Source organism: Brevibacillus sp. (assembly GCF_003521185.1).
In the GTDB taxonomy this organism is placed as follows: Bacteria; Bacillota; Bacilli; order Brevibacillales; family Brevibacillaceae; genus Brevibacillus; species Brevibacillus parabrevis.
Window position 1 is genome coordinate 40,571 of record NZ_DOTK01000062.1, and the last position, 20,361, is coordinate 60,931.

The 20,361-nt window shown below is 52.8% G+C and carries 20 protein-coding genes; 15 read left to right on the forward strand and 5 right to left on the reverse strand.

What is annotated here, in order from left to right; genetic code table 11:
- Positions 1–6 precede the first annotated feature (6 nt).
- The 3 genes from DEP07_RS18940 to DEP07_RS18950 all read left to right on the forward strand — a co-directional run bounded on the left by DEP07_RS18940 (position 7) and on the right by DEP07_RS18950 (position 1,929).
- Positions 7–930, forward strand: a complete 924-nt coding sequence (locus DEP07_RS18940; RefSeq protein ID WP_122963189.1) for an ABC transporter permease — start codon at positions 7–9, stop codon at positions 928–930.
- A 462-nt stretch (positions 931–1,392) separates the two neighbouring features.
- Entirely contained in the window at positions 1,393–1,614 is a 222-nt protein-coding gene (locus DEP07_RS18945) for a helix-turn-helix domain-containing protein (protein WP_003387736.1), read from the forward strand.
- A 168-nt stretch (positions 1,615–1,782) separates the two neighbouring features.
- Positions 1,783–1,929: a hypothetical protein gene (locus tag DEP07_RS18950; RefSeq protein ID WP_280648198.1), complete on the forward strand. Its 147-nt coding sequence runs from the start codon at positions 1,783–1,785 to the stop codon at positions 1,927–1,929.
- Positions 1,930–1,947: 18 nt separating this feature from the next.
- Here DEP07_RS18950 and DEP07_RS18955 read toward each other — a convergent pair whose 3' ends face one another.
- The 4 genes from DEP07_RS18955 to DEP07_RS18970 form a co-directional block, all read right to left on the reverse strand.
- Positions 1,948–3,468 carry an NAD(P)/FAD-dependent oxidoreductase gene (locus DEP07_RS18955; RefSeq protein ID WP_280648199.1) on the reverse strand — a complete coding sequence of 507 codons (1,521 nt, stop codon included), beginning with the start codon at positions 3,466–3,468 and terminating at the stop codon, positions 1,948–1,950.
- Positions 3,469–3,937: 469 nt separating this feature from the next.
- On the reverse strand, positions 3,938–4,654 hold the full coding sequence (locus DEP07_RS18960; RefSeq protein WP_287102899.1) for a hypothetical protein: 717 nt from the start codon (positions 4,652–4,654) through the stop codon (positions 3,938–3,940).
- Positions 4,655–5,554: 900 nt separating this feature from the next.
- Entirely contained in the window at positions 5,555–5,974 is a 420-nt protein-coding gene (locus DEP07_RS18965) for a hypothetical protein (RefSeq protein ID WP_217365799.1), read from the reverse strand.
- A gap of 15 nt (positions 5,975–5,989) precedes the next feature.
- A complete protein-coding gene (locus DEP07_RS18970) occupies positions 5,990–6,208 on the reverse strand; it encodes a PLDc N-terminal domain-containing protein (RefSeq protein ID WP_122963269.1) in 219 nt (72 codons plus the stop codon).
- Between the two features lie 453 nt (positions 6,209–6,661).
- Between DEP07_RS18970 and DEP07_RS18975 the strand changes: the two genes are divergently transcribed.
- The 9 genes from DEP07_RS18975 to DEP07_RS19015 all read left to right on the forward strand — a co-directional run bounded on the left by DEP07_RS18975 (position 6,662) and on the right by DEP07_RS19015 (position 16,051).
- Entirely contained in the window at positions 6,662–7,867 is a 1,206-nt protein-coding gene (locus DEP07_RS18975) for an ROK family transcriptional regulator (RefSeq protein WP_122963194.1), read from the forward strand.
- Between the two features lie 148 nt (positions 7,868–8,015).
- Positions 8,016–9,299 carry an ABC transporter substrate-binding protein gene (locus DEP07_RS18980; protein ID WP_122963195.1) on the forward strand — a complete coding sequence of 428 codons (1,284 nt, stop codon included), beginning with the start codon at positions 8,016–8,018 and terminating at the stop codon, positions 9,297–9,299.
- A gap of 81 nt (positions 9,300–9,380) precedes the next feature.
- The gene (locus DEP07_RS18985; RefSeq protein WP_122963196.1) at positions 9,381–10,328 is read left to right on the forward strand and encodes a carbohydrate ABC transporter permease; all 948 of its coding nucleotides are present in this window, start codon (positions 9,381–9,383) and stop codon (positions 10,326–10,328) included.
- A gap of 30 nt (positions 10,329–10,358) precedes the next feature.
- Entirely contained in the window at positions 10,359–11,201 is an 843-nt protein-coding gene (locus DEP07_RS18990) for a carbohydrate ABC transporter permease (RefSeq protein ID WP_122963197.1), read from the forward strand.
- Positions 11,202–11,232: 31 nt separating this feature from the next.
- Positions 11,233–12,222 (forward strand): Gfo/Idh/MocA family protein, encoded by a 990-nt coding sequence (locus DEP07_RS18995; protein WP_122963198.1) that lies wholly within the window; start codon positions 11,233–11,235, stop codon positions 12,220–12,222.
- Positions 12,223–12,235: 13 nt separating this feature from the next.
- Positions 12,236–13,210: a Gfo/Idh/MocA family protein gene (locus tag DEP07_RS19000; RefSeq protein WP_173596239.1), complete on the forward strand. Its 975-nt coding sequence runs from the start codon at positions 12,236–12,238 to the stop codon at positions 13,208–13,210.
- 18 nt (positions 13,211–13,228) lie between these two features.
- Positions 13,229–14,197, forward strand: a complete 969-nt coding sequence (locus DEP07_RS19005) for a Gfo/Idh/MocA family protein (protein ID WP_287102901.1) — start codon at positions 13,229–13,231, stop codon at positions 14,195–14,197.
- A gap of 15 nt (positions 14,198–14,212) precedes the next feature.
- On the forward strand, positions 14,213–15,034 hold the full coding sequence (locus DEP07_RS19010; protein ID WP_173596241.1) for a sugar phosphate isomerase/epimerase family protein: 822 nt from the start codon (positions 14,213–14,215) through the stop codon (positions 15,032–15,034).
- 30 nt (positions 15,035–15,064) lie between these two features.
- Entirely contained in the window at positions 15,065–16,051 is a 987-nt protein-coding gene (locus DEP07_RS19015; protein ID WP_122963202.1) for an ROK family protein, read from the forward strand.
- A gap of 86 nt (positions 16,052–16,137) precedes the next feature.
- Here DEP07_RS19015 and DEP07_RS19020 read toward each other — a convergent pair whose 3' ends face one another.
- Complete coding sequence (locus DEP07_RS19020; protein ID WP_280648200.1) at positions 16,138–16,689, reverse strand: DUF3267 domain-containing protein; 552 nt, start codon at positions 16,687–16,689, stop codon at positions 16,138–16,140.
- Between the two features lie 197 nt (positions 16,690–16,886).
- Here DEP07_RS19020 and DEP07_RS19025 point away from each other — a divergent pair, with 197 nt between their 5' ends.
- From DEP07_RS19025 to DEP07_RS19035, 3 genes are all read left to right on the forward strand, one after another.
- Positions 16,887–17,960: a hypothetical protein gene (locus DEP07_RS19025; protein ID WP_173596244.1), complete on the forward strand. Its 1,074-nt coding sequence runs from the start codon at positions 16,887–16,889 to the stop codon at positions 17,958–17,960.
- A gap of 140 nt (positions 17,961–18,100) precedes the next feature.
- On the forward strand, positions 18,101–19,015 hold the full coding sequence (gene cysK / locus DEP07_RS19030) for a cysteine synthase A (protein ID WP_122963205.1): 915 nt from the start codon (positions 18,101–18,103) through the stop codon (positions 19,013–19,015).
- Positions 19,016–19,127: 112 nt separating this feature from the next.
- Positions 19,128–20,303: an FAD-dependent monooxygenase gene (locus DEP07_RS19035; RefSeq protein ID WP_280648201.1), complete on the forward strand. Its 1,176-nt coding sequence runs from the start codon at positions 19,128–19,130 to the stop codon at positions 20,301–20,303.
- The last annotated feature ends 58 nt before the right edge of the window (positions 20,304–20,361 follow it).

The following is a 20,361-nucleotide window of genomic DNA, read 5'->3' on the forward strand; positions in this document are numbered from 1 at the left end:
TTTTCTATGCAAAAAGGATTCAACTGGTCTTTGTGGACGGGGAGCATCCTCGTGGTGCTGCTCCTGATCCTCGGTGTGCTCGGGCCGTATATGGCTCCCTATGAGCTGGACTATCAGGAAAAGCTGCGCAACGAGGTCGTAAACGGCAAAACCATCATCATCGCACCGCCATTGCCGCCGTCTGAGGCTCACTGGCTGGGAACGGACAAATGGGGATACGATCTGCTCACACTGTTGTTGCACGGCGCTCCTTATACTGTTTTTGTCACGCTGGCGGTGGCTGCTGTGCGCCTGTTGATCGGGACGTTTCTCGGACTGTATATCGGCATTCAGGACAAGCCGCAGCGCTGGTGGCTCGCCATCGAAAACGCCTGGAGCTACATGCCGATCTTCATCCCCGTCTACTTTTTGCTCAAAGGCATCAATATCAATCCATTGACGCCGACATCGACGCTTGTCCTGTTTTTCATCGTGCTTGTCGGAGTGCTGGGAGCGCCTTCTGTGGCTTCTTCCATTCGTCAAAAGACAGAACAGATCAAGGAATCGCAATACGTCCTGGCGGCTACCTCGTTGGGAGCGGGACGCGAGCAAATCATTTTCCGGCATATTCTCCCGCACTTGAAAGAGCAGATCATTATTATTTTGGTGACAGAAATGGTCGCCATCATGACCTTGATGGGACTTTTGGGGATGTTTGACCTGTTTGTCGGCGGGACGAAAATGACGATGGACCCCGTCCTTTTCCACTCGATCACGCATGAGTGGGCAGGGCTGCTCGGAGCGTACCGGGGGTTTGTTTACAGCAATTACACCTGGATTTTCCTGACGCCGCTGGTTGCTTTCGTGATCGCAATCGGTTCGTTCACGCTGTTGGCGAAGGGATTGCGCGAGAAGTTCGAACAGACGTATCATCGCACGCCGTTTATTTAACCGTAAAGATGATGGAGTTGATGGCCCCGGTCGTGATGGATCGGGGTTTTTGGTGTGGCTGTGCGCCCTGCTGGAACAAGCTTGCGAAGAACGCGGAAAAAGGAGGGGGAAAGAAGGGAGCAGCACACATGCTATGTGAATAGACTGAAGTGTCGGGGGCGGTGTTGGCCTTTGGGTTCCGGCGCCAGCCTCCCCAAGCGGGCAAGTACGCAAGCCTGTTTGGTCAAAGAGACAACCGGCAGACTGCCGACCAACATGATTTTTTCGGAAGTGGCGGGGATGGCTGGAGATGTTTCTTGTGTGGTGTTCGGAACCCATTGCCCATTTTGTGAATAGGATGTAAGGCAAAAGCCTAAAATCCTTGAAATTCCGGCACCATCACCCACCCCCCATCATAGGATAAGGTGACTCTGTAATCCCTCAACCTTGTTCCTGTAGAGCCCACAAGGAGGGGTGGCACGATTGAAGGGTAGCGACCAAACCAAGCCGTTGTTAACGAATCGCGAAAGAGAAGTGTTTGAACTCTTGGTCCAAGATAAGACAACCAAAGAGATTGCCGGACAACTCTTCATCAGCGAAAAGACTGTGCGCAATCACATCAGTAATGTCATGCAAAAATTAGGTGTCAAAGGTCGATCTCAGGCAGTAGTCGAACTCGTTCGACTTGGTGAACTAGAGATTTGAACCCAGTCCACCCAGCCTCCCTTTTCTTCCCATGGTCGGAAGGGAGGGTTTTTTATTTTTGGGGCGCATTTTACAAGCAGGAGCACTGGCCTGCTGAGCACGAAACACGGATTGATTCCGCCCACTCTCCGTGGTGCGAACCAGCGTGGCTTTGAAGAGTTGCCTGTTGTGCGGGAATGGCGCGGGCCGATGTTCAACTCTGTGCCTGTGACTTCCCATAAATATGGCGGGAGCAATGCCAACATGCTGGTTGCCAAGAGAGCGGGCAGTGGATTCAAACATCTGAAAAATCCGGCACGAAGCCGAGTAGCCTAGCAGTATCTGTTACTGTTATCAATGATGGGAGTCGGAAGCGAACAGACTTGGTACCTTTTGATCAAATGCTAAAGTAAAGGAAGGAATCAACTCATTGATCCTCTCTTGCAGATGTGTCGCATCGTGTTCTCCCAGTTCCGCTAAAAGTTGTGTTTCTTCGCGAGATTCATCTCCGGTTAGCAGCATAGTTAGCGTGCGCTGATTAATGATTTCCTGAGGGGGAAGGACTAATGCGTTCATCATCATATATTGCTGGAACATGGAAAGGTCATGATTCTCCATGGCCTGCTTCACGGCCGTTTTGAGGTATAGATCAAAGTATTTCTGAGCAAATGCCACCCCTTTTAAGGGGATAGCGCCTACATGCTCCACCCCGTTCCAACGTAAATCGGCAATCGCACTCAACCACCAGGCAGGTTCAATGGCTTGTTGCATCCGTTGCAGCACCTTGCGCTCGAAGTCAGGTTGAAGCAGATCGCCTTTCTGTAAACTGATGTCCAACATTTCGGCTTCAATCGCAGCTACCGTCATGCCTTGCCCATAAATAGGGTCAAAGTTGCAAAATGCATCTCCCAACACCAGCAGTCCCGAGGGCCAATTTTCCATTTGCTCATAATGCTGCCGCGTCGATTCTTCTGCCCGAAAGCCACGGGGAGCGCCGACTGGCTCCAACTCTTTGATTAACTCCTTCAACATGGGAGTAGACAAGGAGTACAGCTCTTTTTCATATTCTTCTGGGGCTGTTGGGGGATATTGTTTCCCTCCCGCACGAAACAACAATGCCTGCGCTATGTTATCCTCAATATACAGCAGCCCCACCGCACCCTTGTTGTTAGCAGGATCTCCTTCTGAACTAGCCGACAATTTTTCTGTAAGATGGGCAGGGACTCGGTAATGTCGGGTACTGTACCCAAAACGGACTTTTAAGCGCTCAGGCTCTGGAACAGCATATCCCAGCGCTTCCAGCCATTTATTGAGCTTCGATTGACGGCCGCATGTATCCACTACCAGATGAGCGGCAACGGTTCGCTCCTTGTTCCGTTCCTTTCGTGCGTGAAGGCGAACACCGACAACTTGCCTGTGATCTTCCGAAGCAAGCAGTCCTGTCACTACTTGTTTCGTTACAAAGCGTATATTGGGAATCTTTTGCACACGCTGGCGGATCGCCCATTCCAACAAGGCCCGACTGCTAGATGCATTTTTTTGGCTGCTAACCAATTCAAGTTTTCCATATGCAGTAAATCGGGTCATTTTGCTATTTTGCACGTTACATGCACCGAGATTCAATAAATCATCGATATATCCCGGGAAGAAGCGGTTCATAATCAAATCCCCACGCGGCAGCACACGATGAGGATGAAAATCCTGTGGGGTACCAGGACGAGTAGATGGCTTTTCTGGCAGCTCATCTTTTTCTACAACCATGACTTCCGCAAAATGATCGGAAAGAACGCGGGCGGCTAGCAAGCCTGCAATGCCGGCTCCAATTACAAGTGCTTTTTCTTGCTTTCTTTTGTCAGCTTGCAGTTGTTTGTTCATAGCTTATTTCCTCCTTAAAATTGATTCGCAGTTCGCTGCGATTCATTAGTTGGAGTTGCAGTGTTTTCAGCAAATGTATCCGAAGCCATACCAGACGTGTTAGTTTGATGCTTCTAATAAATACTTTATGGACAAAAAAACGTTCTATGAACAGCATCTGTTTATATTGCCTGATCCGAACAGAAGAAATATGAAAATCGGTTGAGCAAAAGAAAGAGAGAGTATTTGAGGCGGAAGAGTTGGAAAAAGTATTTCAACAACTGGGCAAAATGACTTTTCCTTTTCCTATAACGAACTTGCTCTGGCAGCGGGATGATGAAAAAGTGATATGGAAAGAAGATGCTCAGAGGGCAGCGAAGTGAGCCAAAAAGAAACAAGCTGATGTCGAATGCACGTCCGACGCCAGCTTGTCCATTGGCTGCATGTCATGTGTCTATTGCCCATGCATGCGGCTGTTCCGTGTTCTGTTTTAGCTAACACGCTTGATCAGATTGTTTGATCCTTGCGAGCGAACAATGATCCATCCGCTTGGGAGAGGCGAACCTAGCAGTACCCATTGCTCATAGCCAATCGGAGCGCTCGCAATATTTTTAATGTAGCGCGTATTTCCGTTAGTTCTGGTGATGACCCATCCGGCTGGAATAGGCGAGCTAAGCAGGACCCAGCGTTCGGTGCCAAAAGGAGCATTATTGACGTTCTCGATGTAATTCGTATTTCCGTTGTTTCTGGTGACGATCCATCCGGTTGGAATAGGCGAGCTAATCAACACCCAGTGTTGAGCGCCATAAGCCGCGTTATTGACATTTTGGATGTATTTGGTATTTTCCTGGTATCTCGTCACGATCCATCCAGTCGGGATCGGGGAGCCTCCCAATACCCATAGTTGGGCATTAGCGGGTGCATTGTTCAGATCCCGGATCAGATTCATGTTTCCTTGATTTCTGACGATGACCCAACCGCTTGGAATGGGCGAGCTAATGGTCACCCAATGCTCTTCGCCGTATGCTTTGTTTGCGATTGCTTTAGCGGACACTTTGGAAGGAGACTGCTTCGTTTTCCCGTCTTCTTTGCTGAAAGCGGTCGTTTTTGCCTGGGGAGATGGCGTTGCTCCATGGGCTTGCGCAGCGAGAGCCGGTACGGCGACAACGGAGCTTAATGTCAGGAGGAGCAAAGATTTCTTAAACATGAACATCACCTTTCTTGATCATAGTAAATGGCGTTTGGACAATATCATCAAGTGGAAGTTAACGGTTGTGGTGTTAATTCCAACATTTACCATTTTAAAGCACGTTCTTTGCCTTTACCTTAGGAGATACTGTCGAATCATGGAATTGATTTACAATATTTTGAACGAGTGTAAAAATAAATAGCGCTCAAAACATGATAGAAACAAGTTTGCTGGTAAAAAACGCTAACCTTGAAAGCAGTCGGTGGTCGCCACCAAATATAAAAAAAGATCCCCGGAGAAATCCGAAGATTGTTGATGGATTCGCTATTAAGGTGTAGTGCGCGTAATGACATTGCCATGCCGATCCTTTGCCGCTCCATTGACAAAATTTACGTATTTCCCTGGACCTGGGTTATTGCTTAATTTAGTGTTCATAATCAGGATCGGATGGTCAGGATCTGTCGTATCCCATGCCAATGAGGTAACAAAAGCGGAAGGATTCCACACTGTGCTCTTCATGCCAAAGAAAGCTATGACTTTTTTCGGGTCTATTTCAGCGATGGTGTCATCGTCGAGCGCTCTGTTGAAGTGGATGATGTATCGCGGGAGGGTACTATTCTCCGCGATCGTGCCAATCGCTGGGCTGGTATCGCTATTCTGGCCTTGTTCCCTCCGGTTATTTTGGAGGGATTTCGTTCGAGCCTACGCCGTGCGGGCGACTTTCAACGCACACGGCGTTCCATCAACGGATAAGAGATCGTTTTACAACGGGCGAATTTAGCATAACGAAGCGAACTTTCAGTGTCGTCTAGCGAAAGTTAACAAAAACTTGGACAGACCGGGCTGGCCAGGGCAGCGGAGACAGAACGAGCCTTTAGAAAAAGGCACTCATCTCCCGGCATCGAGAGAGAAGAAACCTCATTTCTTTTCCTGATCTTCCCCAGGATTTTCATGCAACCCGACAATCTCAATCACTTCCGCTACAGCTACTTTTCGCGCACCCTCCATGAAATACCCGACAATTCCTGGCTTGATGCGATGGATATGGACGGTTTGGCGCATCTGCGGGAACAAAATCCACATGCGGGCCGTTCCTTCTGCCGGGACTGGAGCAGTCAGATCGCGGATGACATCCCCGTCCGGCGTCTCAAACTCAGGGTGGATAGCGAACAGCTCGATTTTTTCATTGTCGCCGGCATAAGAAAAATCGCTTCGATAGCCTTGAACAGGCGGCAGCTTTCTCCCGCTCTCTGCTTCCGGATAAAAGCGATACTTGACCCGGAAGTCAGCAGGATGCCCCCGCCAATCCTCGTAAGGCGTCCACACAGTCGCCGTCATGAGCAGCTTCCCCCTCTATGGTTCGTCTTTGCGAATAATCAGGTACACAATCAGCCCGATAATCGGGAAAAATAACAACGCTACCAGGACGATGATGGAAAATTCCTTGCTGTTGCCTCTGCGCCGCGAATCGCGATAGCCCCAAATACTGATCACGATGTTCAGCACGTTCAGGAGCACGATCACCAACAGGGGCAGAAGCATGAAAAAAGAAGAGTCACCGATGCTAACCAATGCAATCACCTGCTTTTTCATTATAGCGCTTTTATGAGTATACCAAAAATTGGGATATTGCTCGATGTTCGTGCATGCAGCCCGCACTACAGGCAATTGCTCTCTCTGTACCGTTTTTGATACTCGCTTTTCTTGTCTTCGATCAACGGGAACCTGCGAGAGGCCAGCTTGGATAAAAAGCAGCAGATATAAAACGGACCCAGGCAACTCTTCATTTCCCGAGGCAGCAGGTTATCTCTCATGAACGGTACCCCCATTTTCGCGTAAAGTGAAGTGGAGCCAAGCCATATCAGTATCAGCTTCATTTTACAAAAAGAAAGAGCCAGATGGCAAAGAAAGGAAGGTGTCCAGAAAAAGTGCAAAAAACTGAAAAATCCAAATTGACACAAGCTGGAAGGGTCTGCTATGATCACTTTATAAAGTCATTGGAAAAACAAAGGATGAGCTTATAAAATGCGCAGGACCGGAGACCTCAAACTGATTCAAGAACTAAATCGCTTTATTATACTCGATACAATCCGCCAGCATGGGCCCATCTCGCGCAGTGACATTGCCAAAAAGCAAGGCATCAGCCCGACTACGGTCACGTCGGCAGTCAACGAGCTGATTCGTGACGGCGTGGTAGCGGAGGATGGAACAGGAGAATCAAAAGGCGGCAGAAAGCCGATCATGGTGCGCTTTTGCCCCGATGGAAAATTTTTGATTGGCGTCTCCATCACGAACACGGCGATCACCATCGCGGAAATGAATCTGGAGGCGGCGACCAAGCGCAAGCAAGTATATCCGGTCGGTCCTGGTCTTGTCAGCGATCGGATGGTGCAGTATGTACTGGACTCGATTGCAGACTTTTTGACACAGGCAGCGGACACAGAGCGTTGCTTGGGCATCTCCATTATCGCTCCGGGGATTGTCGACGCAGCGAGCGGGGTGATTCGCTTCAATTCCAAGCTGCGATTGACGGATGTTCCGTTGAAGGAGCTGGCTGAGCAGCGTTTCGGCATGAGTACGTGGCTCGACAACGACGCCAACGCGATTGCCCTGGCAGAGAAAAATTTCGGGGTAGGGATCGAAGCCGACAACCTGCTGTTCGTAACAGTGGGCGAAGGGGTAGGTTCAGGTCTTGTTGTAAACGGTTCCATTTTCCGGGGAAGCCGCGGGGGAGCTGGCGAGTTCGGGCACACGACCGTAGACCGCAGCGGCATGCGCTGTGATTGCGGCAACGTCGGCTGTCTGGAAAACTACGTCGCCTGGCCGGCGATCTACACAGGATTGCTATCTGCGATTGCCCGCGGCAAAGAGACGCTGGTCTTGGAGCTGGCGGGTGGAGACATGACGCAAATCACGTTTGAAGTGTTCCGCCGTGCCTTGCAGCAAAAGGATCAGGTGTGCGAGGACATCGTAGAAGAAATCGCTGCGTATTTGTCCATCGGCATCGTCAACCTGGTCAATCTGTTCAACCCGAGCCTGATCATTTTGGGCGGGGAAATGATGCGCGACAATCAAGTGTTGTTTGAGCGCATCGAAAAGCAGGTGCGCGAACAGGCAATGGGCATTATGGTAGACGGGCTGGAATTCCGTCCGACAATGCTGGGAGCGGACTTTGAAGTCAAGGCAGCCGCTGCCGTACTGCTACAGGACGTCTTTCATTTCAGCCTGTAGTTCCTTTTTGAATACTTTGTTTTAGCATTGGAAAAAGAAAGATTGCATCGTACGGTGAAAGGGGGGAGCCGTGGAGGTCAAGACGCAGTCGTTTCAACTGAGTTGGGGGTAAAAAAAGAGGAGAACGTATGTCGAGGAGGGACTTCAGATGAAGAAGTTGGTTTCGTTGGCAATGGCCGCATTGTTGGTAGCGGTAGCAGGATGTTCCGGTGGCGGGCAAAGTGCCACACCGTCAGATGGACAAAAATCAGGCGCCGCAACCGGAGAAAAGGTAACGCTTACTTACGCCCTCTGGGATAAAAACCAGATGCCGGCCATGGAGGAAATTGCAAAGAAATTCCATGAAGCGAACCCGAATGTTGACATCAAGATCGAGCTGACACCGAACAAACAGTATTGGACGAAGATGGAAGCGGCTGCGACTGGCGGAACTTTGCCGGACGTTTTCTGGATCAACGGCCCGCGGATCATCAAGTATGCGGCAAACGATGTGCTGCTGCCGCTCGATGAACAGATCAAGGCAGACGGCGTCGACCTTGGAAATTATCCAAAAGCGCTGGTTGATCTCTACACATACGACGGAAAAACGTTTGCATTGCCAAAAGATTTTGACACTATCGGGCTCTGGTACAACAAGAAGCTGTTTGATGACGCCAAAGTGCCATATCCGGACGAAACATGGGATTGGAACAAGCTGAAGGAAGCAGCGAAAAAGCTGACGGACGAGAAAAAAGGCATCTGGGGAATCGCGGCAGCGCCATACGGACAAGACAATTACTACAACACGATTTTCCAAGCTGGCGGCTCCGTCATTTCCGAAGACAGAAAGTCGTCGGGCTTTGACAAACCGGAAACGATCGAAGGCTTGAAGCTGTGGGTAGACATGATCAATGACAAAGTGTCGCCGTCTGCGGCGCAAATGTCGGAGACTGAATCGACGCAACTTTTCGAATCCGGGAAAGTGGCGATGGTTTACTCCGGGTCTTGGATGGCAAGCGCATTCAATGGCAACGAGTACACCAAAGACAAAGTGGACGTGGCCTACCTTCCTAAAGGCAAGGAAAACACGAGCGTTATCCACGGTTTGGGCAATGTGATCGCGGCGAACACGAAGCACCCGAAAGAAGCGTGGGAGTTCGTCAAGTACCTGGGCTCCAAGGAAGCGGCGGAGATCCAGGCAAGCAAGGGAGCGGCAATCCCGGCGTTCAACGGTACACAAGATACTTGGGTGAAATCGATGCCTAACTTTAATCTGAAAATTTTTATTGATCAGGCAGCTAACGCAAAAGCGTATCCGATCTCCAAGGACACCGCGAAATGGGCGAAGCTGGAGACCGATTACATGACCAAAGCATGGGCAGGTCAAATGAGCGTAGAAGATGCAGCGAAAGAACTTGCGCAAAAAATGAACGAGTTGCTGGCGCAAGAGTAGGGGTTTCTTTTTACGGATGGCTTCGTGTCGAGGACGGAGCCATCCCCTGTTACGAGCTTATTGTCAGGGGGGAATATTGCGATGAGCAGCCAACTTCAGCCAGAAGTGCATGCCGCTGCCCGGCCAAAACCAGCAAAGCCATTGAATCGCATGAAACGAAGCGACTGGTTGTGGGCGTATCTCATGATTGCGCCGACGTTGCTCGGTCTGGGTTTGTTCTACATATGGCCAGTCGTGCAGACTATTTATCTCAGCTTCACCAAATGGGGAGGCTTCGGCAAGTACAAATGGACGGGCGTGGACAACTATGTCCTGCTGTTCCAAGACCCGAACCTGTGGATCGCACTGAAAAACACGCTTATTTATACGGTTCTTGCAGTTCCAGCCAGTATCGCTATCTCCATATTAATCGCCGTCTTGCTCAACCAGAAAATCAAAGGCATCTCGTTTTACCGTACCTTGTACTTTTTGCCAGTCGTAACGATGGCGGCTGCCGTGGCGATGGTGTGGAGATGGCTGTACAATGCCGATTACGGCTTGATCAACTACTTGTTAGGGACAGTGGGGATACAGGGACCGCGCTGGATTTCCGACCCTGACATCGCTCTGTACGCTGTCATCATCGTTGCCGTCTGGAGTTCGATCGGCTACAACATGGTTATTTTCCTGGCGGGCTTGCAGGGGATTCCGCGCAGCTATTACGAAGCGGCGGAAATCGACGGAGCCGGACCTGTGCGGATGTTTTTTACGATTACATTGCCGCTGTTGACGCCATCGATTTTCTTCGTGAGCATTACTTCGCTGATTGGCGCGTTCCAAGTATTCGACCTGATCTACTTGATGATCGGCAAGCTGGGCAATCCGGCGGCTGAATCGACGCAGACGGTGGCGTACTTGTTCTTCACGAACGGCTTCGAATCAGGCAATGGCGGTTATGCAGCAGCAGTAGCAGTCGTGCTTTTGGTGCTGATCCTGATTGTTACCGCGATTCAAATGAAAATGCAGAAAAAATGGGTCCATTACGATTAAGCGAGCATGACTGGACAGGAGGAATGATCGATGAGTGTCCAAACAGGACGTAATCGGGTTGGCAAAAATCTTTTGATTCATCTGCTGCTGATACTAGGCGCTCTAGTAATGGTCGCGCCGTTTGTCTGGATGATCCTGACTTCGCTCAAAACGCTGGGTGAATCGACGCAGGTGCCGCCAGTCATTTGGCCGACGTCCCTGCAATGGGAAAACTACACGCACATTTTCGAAATGCTGCCTTTCTACGACTTTTACTGGAACACGATTTTGACTACAGTCGTGAAAGTCGTCGGGCAAGTATTCCTTTGCTCGCTTGCGGCATACGCGTTTGCCCGCATCGAGTTTCCGGGGCGCAACGCCTTGTTCATCGTCTTTTTGTCCGTCCTGATGGTGCCGGGGCAAGTGTTTTTGCTCCCGCAGTTTCTCATCATGAAGGAGCTTGGCTGGCTGAACACGCTCACCGCGTTGATCGTGCCAGGACTGTTCAGTGCTTTCGGCACATTTTTGCTGCGCCAGTTTTTCATGTCATTGCCGAAAGAGCTGGAAGAGGCGGCAAAGCTCGACGGCTGCAATCACTTCCAAATCTACTGGCGGATCATGCTTCCTCTGGCGAAGCCCGGTTTGATCGCTTTGGCCATCTTCGTCGCCCTCTGGTCGTGGAATGATCTGATGTGGCCGCTGATCGTCAACAGCACGCCGGATAAAATGACGCTGTCGGCAGGATTGGCCTATTTGACAGGAGAACATACGAACATGACGAACTATCCGATTTTGATGGCTGGTTCTGTTCTCGCCATCTGGCCGATGATTATCGTCTTTATTTTCTTGCAGAAGCATTTTGTCGAGGGTATTACCCTAACTGGGTCCAAATAGCCATTTTCCCCTGAAGGAGTGAAAAACCACTATGCATCATGTTCTGGTAATCGGAGCAGGTACGATGGGAACTGTTCACGCAAAATCTTACGCTGCCATGAAAAACGTCGAGCTGGTCGGCATTGTCGACTTGCGCGGAGAGCGCGGCCGCGAGCTGGCAGCCGAAACGAATACGCAATGGTTTGCGAGCTACGATGAAGCCATGGAGAAGCTGGAGCGGGTAGATATCATTGACGTGTGTCTGCCGACTTACCTGCATAAAACGTATGTGCAAAAAGCTGCGGACGCAGGCAAGCACGTCATTTGCGAAAAGCCGCTGGCACGCAGCAAGGAAGAGGCGCAATCGATCGTTGACTATTGCCACGAGAAAAACGTCAAGCTGTTCGTCGGCCATGTGCTGCGCTTTTTCCCTGAGTACGAGAAGTCCCGTCAACTGGTGAACGATGGCACGATCGGCAATGTCGGCGTGGCGCGGACGTTCCGTGGCGGTATTTTCCCGACGGCGTGGAACGATTGGTATGCGGATTACAAAAACAGCGGCGGTCTTGTGCTGGACATGATCATCCACGACTTCGACTTTTTGCGCTGGTGCTTCGGCGACGTGGAGCGCGTCTATGCGAAAAGCTTGCTTGGACGCGGCTTCGCCCGCATCGACTACGCGCTGGTGACGCTTCGGTTCAAAAGCGGGATGATTGCTCATGTGGAAGGGTCTTGGGCGCATGAAGGCTTCTCGATGAAAATGGAGCTGGCGGGAAGCGAAGGAATCATTCAGTATGACAGTGCAAAAGAAAAGCCGCTGATCGCCGTAAATCGCGCGAAACAGGCAGGAATGGGCGGAGTGGCTGTGCCGGAGAGTCCGCTGCGTGAAAATCCGTACTTCCGCGAGCTGAAGCATTTCATCGATTGCATCGAAAACGATCTCCAGCCGCGCGTGACGGTCGAGGATGCCGTGAAAGCAGTGGAAATCGCGCGAGCTGCGCTTGAGTCAATCGAAACGGGCAAACCCGTAACGCTAGTGTAGGAGGGGACCACATATGAAACTGGGAATCATCAGTGTCGCACATATGCACGCATACAGCTACGCGAATGCGATCGGGAAGCTTGCGGGCGTACAATTGGTCGGTGTAGCCGACGAGGATGAAGCACGTGGCAAGGAAGCGGCAGAACAATGGGGCGTACCGTTTTACCACGATTATCGCGAGCTTTTGGCAGCTGACGTCGACGCTGTCATCATTACTTCGGAAAATGCCAAGCATCATGAGCATACAGTAGCAGCCGCGAAAGCAGGCAAGCACATTTTGTGCGAAAAGCCGCTTGCGACCACGCTGGCGGCGGCCCAGGAAATGATTGAGATTTGCCGCGAGCAAGGCGTCATTTTGCAAACGGCGTTCCCTGTTCGCTTCCACCCTGCGGTTGTGCGGGCAAAACAGCTGGTAGAGCAAGGCAAGGTTGGCCGCATCATGGCGATCCGCGGCACGAATCGCGGGCAAAATCCGGGCGGCTGGTTCGTCGATCCTGCCAAGTCCGGCGGCGGCGCTGTTATCGATCATACGGTGCATGTCGTTGACTTGATGCGCTGGTTCATGGGTGTGGAAGTGCGCGAGGTGTACGCAGAAGTAGACAGCAAGTTTTCGCCTACCCCGATTGACGACTGCGGCATTTTGACGATGGAATTTGAAAATGGCGTATTCGCCACGCTGGATTGCAGCTGGTCGCGCAACAAGACGTTCCCGGTCTGGGGCGACGTTACGATGGAAATCATCGGCACGGAAGGCACTATCTCGCTCGATGCCTTTTCGCAAAAGCTCGATGTGTACAGCAATGACAAAGGATTGAAATGGGTCAACTGGGGCGACGACATGGACAGCCAGCTGGTGAGCGACTTTGTTGCCAGCGTCCGCGAGAAAAAAGCGCCATCCGTAACAGGAGAAGACGGCATGCGCGCGGTCGAAGTAGCGCTTGCTGCCTACCAGTCGGCCGAATCGAAGCAACCGGTGGTCATTCGCTAACGGGGACGGTGGATCAACATGAGTATGAAGATCGGAATGATCGGCGTCGGCGGGATCGGCCAGCATCACCTGCAAGGCTTGCTCGCTGACGAACGAGTGAAAGTTACCGCTGTCTGCGATGTGAATCGGGAAGCAGCAATGTCCACGGCCGAGCGGATCGGTGCTTCCGGCTACACCTCCTGGCAGGAGCTGCTCACGCACGAAAAGCTGGATGCGCTGTTTGTCTGCGTCCCGCCTTTTGCCCACGAAGAAATCGAGGAGCAGGCGGCAGCAAAAGGGATTCACCTGTTCGTGGAAAAGCCGATTGGCCTCGATATGCACATAGTCGCGAAGAAACAGGCGGCGATGGAAAAAGCAGGGATTATTACCTCGACAGGCTATTGCCTGCGCTATCTGGATATCGTGCAGCAAGCCCGCGAGTATTTGGCTGACAAGCAGATCGCCTTGGTGCGCGGCCATTATTTGACCAAATTCGTGGAAACTCCGTGGTGGCGGCAAATGGGCAAATCGGGCGGCCAACTGGTCGAGCAGGCGACGCATACACTCGACATGATGAGCTTTTTGGCGGGTGACGTGGAAAAAGTATACGCGCAGATGTCTTTGCTCGTCTCGCAAGACATTGAAGGCATCGACATCCCGGATGTGTCTGCGGTCAGCATGGCTTTTACCACAGGGGCGCTCGGCCATCTGGATACGTGCTTTATCCAGGCGGATCACCGGACAGGTGTAGAAATTTTGGGGAAACATTTCCGTGTGCTGATCGACGGCAGACAACTGACGATCACGGACGAGGCTGGTACGCGCACATTTGAGGCGACAGTAGATATGTACCGGGAACAGGATCGCGCTTTTGTGACGGCGATTGAAACCGGAGATACGAGCCTGATCTTGTCGCCATACGCCTCTGCGAAAAAGACGCTGGCAGTGACATTGGCCGCAAACGAGTCTGCGCAGTCCGGTGCACCTGTCACCATTTCGCACGATTAAGAAGGAGTGAGCAGCATGTCTTTTCAAAAAGGAATCAACGCCTGGTGCTTTCCGAGAGAAAGCCGCGCAGAACATATTTTTCAGCAAGCAAAAGAGTACGGGTACAAAGGCGTCGAGTTGAATCTCGACGAGGGAGACGCTCCCTTGCATCTGGAAATGACGGAGGGCGAGCTGGCGAAGCTGGCGCAACTGGCTCGCGAGTATGGATTGGAGCTGCCGAGTGTCTCGACGGCGCTCCTCTGGAAGTACCCGCTTACTCATAACGACGCGGAAGTGCGGGAAAAAGGCATCCAGGTCGTCGAGAAAATGATTGAGGCAGCAAGCGTTTTTGGAGCACGTACGGTTCTGGTCGTGCCAGGGCTGGTGACACCGGAAGTATCGTACGACACGGCGTATGAGCGGGCACGCGAAGCGCTCACACGACTGGCGAAAACGGCGGAAGCCAAGCAAGTGCATATCGGGATTGAAAACGTCTGGAACAAATTTTTGCTCAGCCCGCTGGAAATGGCCAGGTTGATTGATGAAGTGAACAGCCCGTGGGTGGGCGCTTACTTCGATGTCGGCAATGTGCTGCAATTCGGTTTTCCCGAGCAGTGGATTCGCATCCTCGGCAAAAGGATCCGGGCGATTCACGTCAAAGATTTCAAGACGACGACGGGCAACATTACCGGATTTGTGCCGCTTTTGGCTGGCGACATTCCGTGGGCGCGCGTGGCAGAGGCGCTGCGCGAGATCGGGTACAGCGGCTACATCATCCCGGAAATCTCGCCGTATGCCTACAAGCCAGAGCAGTTGGTCGCTTCGACCTCCGAGGCGCTCGACGCTATTTTCAAATAGAGAACAGACAGCGAGGATGTGAGTCACACGATGACCCAAGAGAAACCATATGCCATCGGGATTGACCTGGGAGGCACGAAAGTCATCGCCGCGATTGTCGACCAGAATGGCAGCATCCTAAGCCAAGCGAACGCTCCGACACAAAAAGAGGACGCGGCTGAGATTGTCATTTCGCGAATTGGCGATCTCGTCTCGTCCGTGCTCGCGGACAGCGGTGTCGGCATCTCGCAAATACGCGGAATTGGAATTGCTACAGCCGGAATCATTGATACAAATCGGCAAATGGTCATTTTTGCAAGCAATTTGAACTGGAGCGATGTGGCGATCGGCGACAAGCTCGGTCAACGGTTCGGCGTTCCGGTGCAGCTGATCAACGACGCCAATTCGGCAGCCGTTGCCGAGTGGGCCTTCGGCAGCGCCAGCGGCACCGATGATCTCATCTACGTCACGGTAAGCACGGGAGTGGGCGCCGGGATCATCAGCGGAGGGCGGCTGATTACAGGCATTGGCGACAGTGCAGGCGAGTTCGGCCACATCTCGCTCGATCCGGAAGGGCCGCTGTGCGCTTGCGGGAACAGAGGATGCCTGGAAAACTACGTGTCGGGACTGGCGCTGGCAAAAATGGCGCAGGAACAGCTGCAAGCTGGCGCGGAAAGCTCCCTGCGAACCGTCTGCGAGGGCGAGCTCGGGCGCATAACGGCCAAGGAGATCGGCGAGCAGGCAGAGAGCGGCGATCCGCTTAGCATCAGCTTGATGAAGCAGGCAGGCTACTACCTCGGTGTCGGCCTGACCAACCTGATTCATCTGTTCAATCCGCAGGTGATCGTGTTCGGCGGAGGCGTCATGAAAAACGGCCGAATTTTGCTGGAGGAAGCAGAGCGGGTGATTCGCCAGCGCTGCATTTCCCGGATGGCGAGCCAGGCGACGTTCCAGTTCACCACGATGGGAGCAGAGGCGGGCGTGCTTGGCGCAGCCGGGCTGTATTTCCCTGCCGCACGCAAACAGGTAGCGGTATAGGTGTAGCAAACAAAACGAGTTGACAAGCCGCATAAAAAAGCCGACGGTTCCGCATGGACGTCGGCTTTTTGGCATGGCAGATGAAATCACGCTTTTGATTCGGGCAGGTAAGCTACGTAACCGATGCTGTCTGGCGAGTCGGCAATGCGTGTCTGTTTGGAAAAAGAACGGAGCGTCCACAAGATGTAGAAGTCGCCAAAGCTGCCGATCAGCATGACGATGCTCCACACGTACCAAAACAGCGATTGGAAAAAGTAGGCCAGGAAAAAGGGCAACACACCGAGCAGCAAAGCCGGCAGGGCGACAGCAAGCCGATAGCTGCCCACAGAGATCGGCTTCAGGCAGCAGGCGTAAACAACAAGCTTGCGCCACATTACCCCGAAGCGGATATCGGATGTAGCAACCTGGCGGCTGAGCATGAAGCCGACTCCGTGCACAGCTTCATGGACGATGATTCCGCCGAAAACGACTACAAAAAACAGCCCGATATCGCTGAGAGATACCGAGAACGTCACCGCCTTTTGATAGAAAAGCAAAGCGGCCGGAACAAACAGGAGAAGGCAAACACAAGCAAACAGGTTGGCTTTCCATGGTTGCAAGACGACTTGCTTTTGGACATAGTTCGTTTCCAATTTCAACCTGGCCTCCTCTGGTGATATACTTGTAGTATAGCGCGGCAAGCTGCAATAGTTCAAATTCAAGCTCGGAAAGCTTTCATGGATTTGGCCTTTCGACTCATATGGCTGAGGGTCATGATTCATGTATGATGAAATAGTGGTACGTACTGGTAAAAGCGGGTCAAAAGAAACAGAAAAAGCGGATGAGGGGTCGCGGTATGCAGGGGAAAAACAAACGGATCGTAGGGATAATAGCGTTGCTGGTCGTCTGCGCTTTGGGCTTTTGGGGCTATCGCGCGCTTATGCCGATCGCGCTGGCAGAAGGCTATTTGTACGCAGACCAGAGCCGGATGGTGTACGCCAAGGTGACGCCGGAACAGGAGCAACTCAACGTCGAAATCACGTTGTCCAAGCTGCTAGTCGAGGATACGGTTCCTCGCTTGCAAACAGAGACAAGCCTTTTTACAGGGACGCGGGAAGGCGATGCGCTGACGCTTCAGCCGAAGTCCGCATCTGCGGATAAGACGGCTGAGTCGGCTGGGCCGCTTCAGGCCAAGCTGAGTGCGGACGGCCTTTTGATTACAGGTTCACTCGCACAGGGAGAGCCACAGGAAACCAAGCTTGTTGCCAGCACAAACCAGGCTTACAGCGACAAGCTTGCCGCCTGGACGAAAAGCGTCGAGCTGGAAGCGGAGCAGAAGAAAAAAGTGTTGGCGGAGCAGCGAGCCAAGGAAGAGGCGCGGGTGGCTTTTGCGAACAAAGTCGTGCGGACGGAAAAGCTCGCGGCTGACTTGCAGGAGAGCGCGCAATATTTGCAGGAAATCCAGTTCGCAGACGAGATTCAATTTTCCAAAGACCAGGCGGCTGAGCTGCAAGGGTTGTTGGACGAGCTGACTACCTACTCCAAGCAGCCTAGTTTGAGCAAAATGGAGTATGACGTCATGGCCGGGACGCTCGGCAGCATGAAGGTGCTGGTCGACGGGATGGATGCGATGGACAGCACAATCGCCCAGAAGAAGCAAAGCATGCAAGACCTGATTGCCGTCCTGGAAACGGATATTAAGGACACGCAGACGGTTTGGGAAGAGATCAAGGCGAATGCTCCGGACGCGGCTAATCGCGAAAAAGCGTTGCAGGCGGCGATCAAGGCAGGCACCGACGCAATCGATCAGGCGAAGCAGCGGCTGGCTGCGCTGGAAAAAGAGCATGGCGGCGGCAAGACTGCTGCGAACAAGCTCTATCAGCAGGCGGCAAACGTGCTGCAACAGACCAAGGCCAAGTACGGCTTCTAAAGCGCGCAAACAGATCAAGTCCCGTTGTCTCGGTGCGGCTGTGCACCAGGGAACGGGCTTTTTTGCTGTTTTCAGATCGGTTTAATTGTATTATGCTTATTCGTATACACCAGCCAGTTGGCTTTGTCCGGGAGGTTTTTATGAACGTCTACCAAAATATCACCGAGCTGATTGGAAATACGCCTTGCGTTCGCCTGAACCGGATGGTTCCCGAGGGAGCGGCAGAGGTGTGGGTCAAACTGGAAAAGTTCAATCCGTCCGGGAGCGTCAAAGACCGCGCTGCTTACAATCTGATTGCCAGAGCGGAGCAGGAGGGGCTGATCAAGCCCGGGGATACGATTATCGAGCCGACGAGCGGCAACACGGGAATCGGTTTGGCGATGAACGCGGCAGCCAAAGGCTACAAGGCGATTTTGGTCATGCCTGATAACATGTCGAAAGAGCGGATCAACATTTTGAAAGCATACGGGGCAGAAGTCGTGCTGACGCCGAGTGAACAGCGGATGCCCGGCGCGATTGCCAGAGCGAAGGAGTTGCAGCAGGAAATCCCGGGCAGCTTCATTCCGCAGCAGTTTGAAAATGCGGCGAATCCGGACATTCATCGCATCACGACAGCCCGGGAAATTTTGGCCCAGACAAAAGGACAGCTCGATGCTTTTGTCGCGACGGCGGGTACAGGCGGGACGATTACAGGGACGGGCGAGGTGCTGCGCGAAGAGGTTCCCGGGTTGTACATCGCCGTCGTGGAGCCAAAAGGCTCGCCTGTTTTGTCGGGTGGCAAGCCGGGGCCGCACAAGCTGGTCGGCACAAGTCCTGGGTTTATTCCGCGCATTTTGAATACGGACATTTACGACGAGATCATCCAGATCGCCGACGAAGAAGCTTTGGACAGCATGCGCAAGCTCGCCGCGTGGGAAGGCATTTTGGTCGGCCCGTCGTCAGGAGCTTCTGTGTTTGCTGCGATCACGATTGCCAAAAGACTGGGCACAGGCAAACGGGTGGTCTGCATTGCGCCGGATACGGGTGAACGTTACTTGAGCATGAACTTGTTCTAGGAGACAGGCGACAAGCGAGAGCTGCTTTTCGATGGAAAAGCGGCTTTTTCGTATGCCCTGGTCGCTTGCCATGTTATGATTTGGAAAAGTCTTACTGACGGGAGAAAAAGTCATGACCAACGGCAAGCACAAAGACAGAAAAGCGATGATCATCGGGGCCGGGTTGGCTGGAATGTCGGCGGCGATTGCCTTGAAACAGGCAGGTTGGCAGGTCAGGCTGTATGAGCAAGCCAGGGAGCAAAAAGGTATCGGGGCAGGCATCGTGCTGGCTGCCAATGCGATGAAGGCACTGGACAAGCTGGGAGCGGGCCAACGCATCCGGGAGCTTGGTTCACCCGTCCGCAAGGCGAGCATTTGCGATTGGCAAGGAAACGTGCTGGTCGAGCTGCCTGTCGCACGTCAAGCCGAGCGCTGCGGGGCGGACAGCTACCTTGTGCACCGCGCAGACTTGCAACAAGCTCTGCGCGAAAGGGTGGACGAGCAAGAGCTGGTTCTGGGCAAAAAGCTGACCGCTTTTTCGCAGGAAGCGGAGCGGGTCCAAGCGTCTTTTGCCGATGGCACGACAGCGGAAGCAGACGTCCTCATCGGTGCGGACGGGATTCACTCCAGCGTGCGCAAGCTGTTGTTTGGCGCGGAAAAGATGCGCTACTCCGGCTATACGGCCATTCGCGGAATCGCCCGGTATGAAGATGCGCGCTATCCGCTGGAAACGGGCGGCGGCTTTGAAGCGTGGGGGAGTGGAGCGCGGTTCGGTTTTTCCCATATCGGTCACAACCGGATACACTGGTTCGCTGCCATCAATGCCCCGGAAGGCGAAAAAGATCCGCCGATCGGACGAAAGCTCGCGGCGTTGCGCCGCCTGGAAAACTGGTACGAGCCTGTCCGCGCCGTCATCGCCGCTACGCCGGAGGAAGCGATTTTGCGGCACGACATTTACGATCGACTGCCGTTGAAACGGTGGGGTACGGGAAGGGTCAGCCTTTTGGGCGATGCCGCACATCCGATGCTGCCGAATCTGGGGCAGGGAGCAGGGCAAGGGCTGGAGGACGCGCTTGTGCTGGCACGTTGTCTTGCGCCTGCCGACGTGGATATTCCAGCCGCTCTCGTCCACTACGAGAAGCAGCGGAAAAAGCGGGCACATGCGATCGTGCGCGGCTCGCGTCTGATGGGCTATGTTACCCAGTGGGAAAATCCGTTGGCAATCGCTGTGCGCAATTGGTTGCTGAAAACGATTCCGCCTGGCATGCAAAGCAGACGCCTGGAATGGATCATCCGCCATGAAGTATAGCCAATAGGAAAAGGCAGGGAGCCTGAAGTCCCTGCCTTTTTTTGGTGCGCCACGCATG

Excerpts from the sequence above, each read along its gene's own strand:
- DEP07_RS19015 (WP_122963202.1), top strand. The coding sequence starts at position 15,065 with ATGACCCAAGAGAAACCATATGCCATCGGGATTGACCTGGGAGGCACG.
- DEP07_RS18940 (WP_122963189.1), top strand. The coding sequence starts at position 7 with ATGCAAAAAGGATTCAACTGGTCTTTGTGGACGGGGAGCATCCTCGTG.
- DEP07_RS19035 (WP_280648201.1), top strand. The coding sequence starts at position 19,128 with ATGACCAACGGCAAGCACAAAGACAGAAAAGCGATGATCATCGGGGCC.
- cysK (WP_122963205.1), top strand. The coding sequence starts at position 18,101 with ATGAACGTCTACCAAAATATCACCGAGCTGATTGGAAATACGCCTTGC.
- DEP07_RS18955 (WP_280648199.1), bottom strand. The coding sequence starts at position 3,468 with ATGAACAAACAACTGCAAGCTGACAAAAGAAAGCAAGAAAAAGCACTT.
- DEP07_RS18965 (WP_217365799.1), bottom strand. The coding sequence starts at position 5,974 with ATGACGGCGACTGTGTGGACGCCTTACGAGGATTGGCGGGGGCATCCT.
- DEP07_RS18980 (WP_122963195.1), top strand. The coding sequence starts at position 8,016 with ATGAAGAAGTTGGTTTCGTTGGCAATGGCCGCATTGTTGGTAGCGGTA.
- DEP07_RS18985 (WP_122963196.1), top strand. The coding sequence starts at position 9,381 with ATGAGCAGCCAACTTCAGCCAGAAGTGCATGCCGCTGCCCGGCCAAAA.
- DEP07_RS18960 (WP_287102899.1), bottom strand. The coding sequence starts at position 4,654 with ATGTTTAAGAAATCTTTGCTCCTCCTGACATTAAGCTCCGTTGTCGCC.
- DEP07_RS19025 (WP_173596244.1), top strand. The coding sequence starts at position 16,887 with ATGCAGGGGAAAAACAAACGGATCGTAGGGATAATAGCGTTGCTGGTC.
- DEP07_RS18990 (WP_122963197.1), top strand. The coding sequence starts at position 10,359 with ATGAGTGTCCAAACAGGACGTAATCGGGTTGGCAAAAATCTTTTGATT.
- DEP07_RS19005 (WP_287102901.1), top strand. The coding sequence starts at position 13,229 with ATGAGTATGAAGATCGGAATGATCGGCGTCGGCGGGATCGGCCAGCAT.
- DEP07_RS18995 (WP_122963198.1), top strand. The coding sequence starts at position 11,233 with ATGCATCATGTTCTGGTAATCGGAGCAGGTACGATGGGAACTGTTCAC.
- DEP07_RS19000 (WP_173596239.1), top strand. The coding sequence starts at position 12,236 with ATGAAACTGGGAATCATCAGTGTCGCACATATGCACGCATACAGCTAC.
- DEP07_RS19010 (WP_173596241.1), top strand. The coding sequence starts at position 14,213 with ATGTCTTTTCAAAAAGGAATCAACGCCTGGTGCTTTCCGAGAGAAAGC.
- DEP07_RS18975 (WP_122963194.1), top strand. The coding sequence starts at position 6,662 with ATGCGCAGGACCGGAGACCTCAAACTGATTCAAGAACTAAATCGCTTT.